Genomic DNA, 3,856 nt, shown 5'->3' with positions numbered 1-3,856 from the left:
GCAAGCCAGCTCCCACATTGGCTTGTATTTGAGTCAGTTGGAGTTTGGTTTTTTGCCGTTAAAATGTTCCCAGGCATAAAAAAAGCACCCCGAGGGGTGYYTTTTTTGTGCTCGCTCGCTTAGCGCTTCAGCGAAGCCGGCAGGTGCGGCTGGATCGCCGTCAGTACTGCCTTGAAGCATTTGGTGTTGCCAGCCACGACGTGGCCTTTCTCCAGGAAGTCATGACCACCGGTGAAGTCGCTCACCAGGCCGCCTGCTTCCTGAATCAGCAGGGCGCCTGCTGCCATGTCCCACTCGGACAGGCCCGACTCCCAGAACGCATCAAAGCGACCGGCAGCTACATACGCCAGGTCCAGGCTGGCTGCACCGGCACGGCGGATGCCGGCGGTCTGGCCAACCAGGGCGCGGAACATGCCCAGGTAGTTTTCCAGATTGTCCATCTGGTCGTCACGGAATGGGAAGCCGGTACCCAGCAGAGCGCCTTCCAGGCTGGTGCGGCCGCTGACACGCAGGCGACGACCGTTCAGTTGGGCGCCACGACCACGGCTGGCGGTGAATTCTTCCTGGCGAACCGGGTCCAGCACAACGGCGTGTTCCAGGCGGCCACGGTATTTGCAGGCGATGCTCACGGCAAAGTGCGGGATGCCGCGCAGGAAGTTGGTGGTGCCATCCAGTGGGTCGATGATCCACAGGTAGTCTTCGCCTTCGCCACTGCCTTTGTGCAGGCCGGTTTCTTCACCGAGGATGCCGTGGGTAGGGTAGGCCTTGCGCAGGGCGTCGATGATTTTCTGTTCGGCGGCGCGATCCACCTCGGATACATAATCCTTGGCGTCTTTTTCGTCGACCTTGATGGTATCCAGGCGCTCGATGGAGCGGAAGATCAATTCACTGGCGCTGCGGGCGGCGCGCAGCGCGATATTCAGCATGGGCTGCATGGATAGGTCACCTAAGGTTGTTAAAGAAAGCCGAGCATTCTAGCAGAAACTTTCCTCAGGTGAAGGACGACGTTCGCTTTCATGGCATAACCTTAGGCGGTTCTGTAAGATTTGCTCCCCTTTTCCTGTGTCCGCGAGCGCCTCCCTTGCTGCAAAACATTCGTGTCGTCTTGGTCAATACCAGTCATCCCGGCAACATCGGCGGGGTGGCGCGAGCCATGAAAAACATGGGGCTGACGCGCCTGGTGCTGGTCGAACCGCGGGTATTCCCGCACCACGAGGCGGATGCCCGTGCGTCCGGCGCCAATGACTTGCTTGAAAATGCCCAGGTGGTCGCCACCTTGGAGGACGCCTTGGTCGGCTGCAATCTGGTGCTCGGCACCAGCGCCCGTGACCGTCGTATCCCTTGGCCGCTGCTGGATCCGCGCGAATGCGGCACTAAAGTGGTGGAGGAGGCTGCTGGCGGCGCTGAGATCGCCTTGGTATTCGGCCGTGAGGACTCCGGCCTGACCAACGAAGAGCTGCAGCGATGTCATTACCACGTGCATATCCCATCAGACCCTGAGTTCAGCTCGCTGAACCTCGGGGCTGCGGTGCAGGTGCTGACTTACGAAGTGCGCATGGCCTGGCTGGCCGCTGCCGGCCAGCCGAGCAAGGTGGAAAAAGGAAGAGGTTGCATCGACCAAAAGTGGTGAGTTGGCCACCATGGACGAGCTGGAACGGTTCTATGAGCACCTGGAGCAAACCCTGGTCGCCATCGAATTCCTCGACCCTGAAAAGCCACGGCACTTGATGGCGCGCCTGCGTCGTTTGTACGGCCGCAGCTCGGTGAGCCGGGCTGAAATGAACATATTGCGTGGCATCCTCACGGAAACCCAGAAAGCGGCCCGTGGTGAGCTTCTTAAGCGGAAGGATTAAAAATGTTCGAGCGTTTGCGAGAAGATATCCAAAGTGTTTTCCACCGTGACCCGGCGGGCGCGCAACGCCTTTGAAGTGCTGACCTGCTACCCGGGCATGCACGCGATCTGGATCCACCGCTTGTCCGGCGCCCTGTGGGGCATGGGCTGGAAGTGGCTGGCGCGGCTGGTATCGAACTTCGGGCGCTGGTTGACCGGTATCGAGATCCACCCGGGTGCCAAGGTGGGCCGTCGGTTCTTTATCGATCACGGCATGGGCATCGTGATTGGCGAGACAGCCGAGATCGGCGATGACGTCACCCTCTATCAAGGCGTGACCCTGGGCGGCACCACCTGGAATAAGGGTAAGCGCCACCCAACGCTGGGCGATGGGGTGGTAGTAGGGGCGGGCGCCAAGGTGCTCGGGCCGTTTACCGTGGGTGCCGGCGCCAAGGTTGGCTCCAACGCGGTAGTGACCAAGGCTGTGCCGCCGGGTGCCACGGTTGTGGGTATTCCAGGCCGCATCATCGTCAAGCCGCAAGACGGTGATGAGCAAGAGGCCAAGCGCAAGGCGATGGCCGAAAAGATTGGTTTCGATGCCTATGGCGTCAGTGAAGATATGCCCGATCCGGTGGCTCGTGCGATTGGTCAAATTGCTTGATCATTTGCAGGCGGTGGACGGCAAGCTGGAGGGTATGTGCGGGGCGCTGAAGGAGCTGGGCAGCCCGTACTGCGCCAAAGACCTGCCTGAACTGCGCGAAGAGGACTTTGCTGAGATCAAGGACGAGGCCGCTACCACCAAGGCAGGCTAAATGCGGTCTCTTGTGGGAGCTGGCTTGCCTGCGATAGCTGTCTATCAGCTTGCTTATAGGTTGCTGGCCCACCGCAATCGCAAGCAAGCCAGCCCCCACATTTGATCTCCATTGGCTCGGTGGTCTTGCAGCAGGCCTGGTTGCGCTGTTCGATCCCACCCCATCCTGCTATGATTCGCGCGCCCTTTTTTACGGGTATTCCTGACTAAAGTACTAGGTCTTATAGTTGACTTAAATACTCGGGAATCGCATACTTGCTCCCATTCTGAAACACCTTGGTACTTGTCCATGAGACTGACTACAAAAGGCCGATACGCGGTGACCGCCATGCTCGACTTGGCCTTGCACGCGCAAACTGGGCCGGTGTCCCTGGCCGATATCTCCGAGCGCCAAGGCATTTCCCTGTCCTATCTCGAGCAGTTGTTCGCCAAATTGCGCCGTAGCAATCTGGTTTCCAGCGTTCGCGGTCCGGGTGGTGGCTATCAGTTGTCCCGCGACATGCAGGGCATTCAGGTGGCCCAGGTGATCGACGCGGTCAACGAATCCGTCGATGCCACCAAATGCCAGGGTTTGGGTGACTGCCATGCCGGTGACACCTGCCTGACGCACCACTTGTGGTGTGACTTGAGCCTGCAGATCCATGAGTTTTTGAGTGGTATCAGCTTGGCTGATCTTGTGACTCGCCGTGAGGTGCAAGAAGTAGCCCAGCGTCAGGACCAGCGCCGTTGCAACACCAAGGCGCCGCGTCTGGACAAGATTGAAGCGTCCGCCGTCGAGTGACAGCCGAAGAGCTAACGGCACGCCAGCCAGCCTGATTTAGGAGAAAGTCCATGAAATTGCCGATTTACCTTGATTACTCAGCGACCACCCCGGTTGATCCGCGTGTCGCGCAAAAAATGAGCGAATGCCTGCTGGTCGACGGAAACTTCGGCAACCCGGCCTCCCGTTCCCACGTATTCGGCTGGAAAGCCGAGGAAGCGGTCGAGAACGCTCGTCGCCAAGTCGCTGACCTGGTCAATGCCGACCCGCGCGAAATCGTCTGGACCTCTGGTGCCACCGAGTCCGACAACCTGGCTATCAAGGGCGCGGCGCATTTCTACGCGACCAAAGGCAAGCACCTGATCACCACCAAGATTGAGCACAAGGCTGTCCTGGACACCATGCGCCAACTGGAGCGTGAAGGTTTCGAGGTTACCTACCTTGAGCCAACCAC

Annotated in this window: 3 protein-coding genes and 2 pseudogenes; 4 read left to right on the top strand and 1 reads right to left on the bottom strand. The window is 59.4% G+C overall.

Annotated features, from left to right (window positions below; translation table 11 throughout):
- Positions 1-119: 119 nt before the first annotated feature.
- Complete coding sequence (gene suhB, locus DQ405_RS25580; protein WP_005791195.1) at positions 120-935, bottom strand: type III secretion system regulator SuhB; 816 nt, start codon at positions 933-935, stop codon at positions 120-122.
- A 146-nt stretch (positions 936-1,081) separates the two neighbouring features.
- On the opposite strand from suhB, the pseudogene trmJ reads away from it, so the two are divergent.
- The 4 genes and pseudogenes from trmJ to DQ405_RS25560 form a co-directional block, all read left to right on the top strand.
- Positions 1,082-1,853: pseudogene (gene trmJ, locus DQ405_RS25575) on the top strand (tRNA (cytosine(32)/uridine(32)-2'-O)-methyltransferase TrmJ).
- A 2-nt stretch (positions 1,854-1,855) separates the two neighbouring features.
- Positions 1,856-2,643, top strand: a pseudogene (cysE, locus tag DQ405_RS25570) (serine O-acetyltransferase).
- Between the two features lie 288 nt (positions 2,644-2,931).
- Entirely contained in the window at positions 2,932-3,423 is a 492-nt protein-coding gene (gene iscR, locus DQ405_RS25565; RefSeq protein ID WP_003194020.1) for a Fe-S cluster assembly transcriptional regulator IscR, read from the top strand.
- A 50-nt stretch (positions 3,424-3,473) separates the two neighbouring features.
- A partial coding sequence (locus DQ405_RS25560) for an aminotransferase class V-fold PLP-dependent enzyme (protein WP_168426433.1) occupies positions 3,474-3,856 on the top strand: 383 nt, incomplete at its 3' end.

It is taken from the genome of Pseudomonas sp. SST3, from assembly GCF_003325755.1.
The sequence above is the reverse complement of the archived record's forward strand: the minus strand, read 5'-3'. Positions and strand labels throughout refer to the sequence as shown.

Excerpts from the sequence above, each read along its gene's own strand:
- suhB (WP_005791195.1), bottom strand. The coding sequence starts at position 935 with ATGCAGCCCATGCTGAATATCGCGCTGCGCGCCGCCCGCAGCGCCAGT.
- iscR (WP_003194020.1), top strand. The coding sequence starts at position 2,932 with ATGAGACTGACTACAAAAGGCCGATACGCGGTGACCGCCATGCTCGAC.